Origin of the sequence: Polynucleobacter sp. MWH-Loch1C5, assembly GCF_018881775.1 — a bacterium.
Classification (GTDB): domain Bacteria; phylum Pseudomonadota; class Gammaproteobacteria; order Burkholderiales; family Burkholderiaceae; genus Polynucleobacter.
On record NZ_JACVPR010000002.1, the window covers coordinates 14,937 to 17,935 of the forward strand.

At 42.0% G+C, this 2,999-nt stretch carries 1 protein-coding gene; it reads right to left on the reverse strand.

Annotation, left to right across the window (positions count from 1 at the left end):
* A partial coding sequence (locus ICE94_RS08405) for an autotransporter-associated beta strand repeat-containing protein (RefSeq protein WP_216151133.1) occupies nucleotides 1–2,999 on the reverse strand: 2,999 nt, incomplete at both ends.

Consider the following 2,999-nt stretch of genomic DNA (forward strand, 5'->3'; position numbering starts at 1 on the left):
AACTGATGTGCTGTCGGACAAACTACCGTTCACAGTCAATGTGCCACCATTAATAGTGGTACCACCTGTATATGTGTTCGTACCAGATAGAGTTTGTATACCACTAGCCAGGGTTAATCCACCCGTTCCAGAAATGACACCCGCAAAAGCGTCATTAGCTGCAGTTAAATTCAAGGTCTTAGAGCCTAAAACGACAGATCCAGAACCATCCAGACTCTTAATATCAGCACCACTGCTTGTACCACTAATATCAAATGTGCCATTAGCCACTAACTTGCTCGATGTTGCAATTGAGCCACTACCTGAGAGCGCTAATGTGCCAGCACTGATAGTTGTAATACCTGTATAAGTATTTGTATTGGAGAGTGTCAATACTCCAGAACCGGACTTCACTAAATTTAAAGTGCCAGCGCCATTAGAAATAACTCCAGAGAAACTTGTTGTGGAGTTATCAGAACCCACCGTTAATGTCTTAGCACCCGTAGTACTTGTAGTCACTGAGCCAGCACCAGCTAGCGATCCAATGGTGTCTGTGGTATCAACATTGTAAGTAGCACCACTTGCCACTGTCACAGCGGTACTATCAGATAAGCTACCTGTCACAGTCAAACTACCAGCATTGATGTTTGTAGCGCCTGTATATGTATTAGCGCCACTCATGATTAGATTGCCAGCACCAATCTTTGTCAATTGACCAGAGCCTGACATCACACCACTAAAGGTTTGATTATTGGTGTCACCAACAGTTAGCATGTAGCTATTAAGCTCAATCAAGCCAGCACCAGCAACAGACGCAACTCGATCATTAGAACCCACGCTATAAGTAGCTCCACTTGCCACTGTCACAGCAGTACCATCCGCTAAGCTACCCGTCACGCTCATCGTTCCAGCATTGATAGTCGTTGTACCTGAGTATGTATTCGTACCAGATAAAGTTAGTACGCCAGAACCTGATTTGCTTAAATTCGCCACTGATGAACCATCAGAAATCACCCCTGAGATAGATCCAGTTCCACCGTTAGTAATATTCAAATTACCTGCAACTTGCATATTGCCAGCACTTAAAGTGCCAACTGAATTAATTACGACGTTATTTAGTGCTGTAAAGCCACTATTGAAATTGATGGCTGAAGAACTTGCGCTGTTAGATTGGCTAGGAAGCTTAATTTCAGCAATTTGGAAGTACTCTCCGGCGCCAGCGGTGCTATTAAATACCAAACGATAGTACCTGTAGGCGCTAGAATTAATGAAATTCACCGATGGGTATGCTGTGAAGCGACCACTCGGGGGAGTTAAAGCACCAGATGCAATTTGAACAGCCCCTGGTAAACCTCCAGATGCAATATTGCTACCACTTGTGCTGGTGATGATAAATGCTGTATTGGAACCGTACAAAGTATAAGAAGCAGGATCTCTTCCTGGTGAATCATTAGCAGTAGTTAACCCTAGACCAGTGACTATTCGAGCAGAACCAACGTCGATTAGAACATCGGATCCCGCACCATTGAAGTTCAGGTACTTGGTATTATTATTATTGTCAAATGCATACTGAGCCGGCTCACCCGCAGGAGACCAGCCTGAAGATGTGGCATAGTAAGTCGCTGTTGTTCTTCCATCAGTAATATTTGCAATATCACTAACAACACCTGCTGACTGAATTGTTACATTAGCTGTCACTATGACATTGTCATTGTAAGTTTGCGCTCCAATAGTTTTGACATTCGCTCCAATATAAGTTGTACCACCTGTATTTGTAGTTAGGCTATCGAGTGCGGTTGATTGACCAATGGCACCATTTAAATAAACCTTATCAGAGCTATTAATAGTTAAGGCATACCCACCATCAATCGCACCATTAAATGTAAATTCACTAGAACTTGATTCAACAGTGATTAGAGTGTCACCAACCAGAGTCAAACTTCCAGAAAGTTCATGACTACCATTTCTTGATACCAATGAGCCCGATGAACTAATACCGTTTCCAACAAGTGAAATAGGTTCAGCAATCACAAGATTTGAGCCACCACCATCAATAACTAGTCTTGCTCCAGATGAAATATTAGTAAGTGATGAAGATGATCCTAGAGCTGTTGCTGATTTAACTGTAAGAGTTCCTGCAGATACTGTTGTTACGCCTGTATATGTATTGTTTCCAGAAAGAGTTAAATCTCCCGCAGCCAGTACCAAGCCACCTGAACCGCTAATTTGACCGGCAATCTCACCCGTAGCTGCTGTTAATGTCAGGGATCCACTAGATGGAAGTACTATAGATCCAGAACCATTGATGTACGGAATTGATAAACCTATAGTTCCACTAACGTTGAAAGACCCGCTATTTGAAATACCAGATGTTGCATAGGTCTTATTAGACCCGCTAAAAGCCAAGGTACCAGATGAAATCGTTGTTAAACCACTATATGTTTGGTTATTACTTAAAGTTAAAGTACCCAAGCCTAATTTGGTTAACGTAGATCCAGTACCAGCAAGTGTTGATGCATAAGTAACAGATTGACCATTTGTATTAACTTTGAATGTCTGGTTAGATGCCGCACTGAATCTTGAAGAATAATCTGCTGTATTGTTAGAGCTATATTGAAGAGTGCCACCATTAAATGAAATGGTTCCAGAACTACCAATTGCACCAGAACTATCTACTAAAACATAACCAGAATTTAGATTAACGCCACCAGTAAATGTATTAGATCCTGATAACGTCAAAGTCCCAGAACCTAACTGAGTCAAGATGCCTGAACCAGAAATATTTTGCGATAGGCCGAGATCAGAACTTAAATTAATAACTAATTCACCATTATTTGTAATGCTAGCCGTACTAATAGCCCCAATAGTTGAGCCATTGCCGACTTGTAAGACACCAGCACCGATGGTTGTCGCACCAGTATAGGTGTTAGCACCTGTCAAGACCGTCGTGCCAGTACCATTCTTTGTTAGAGTACCGTTACCTTCCAATACACCAGCTATCGTATCGGTTGTTCCTGTTG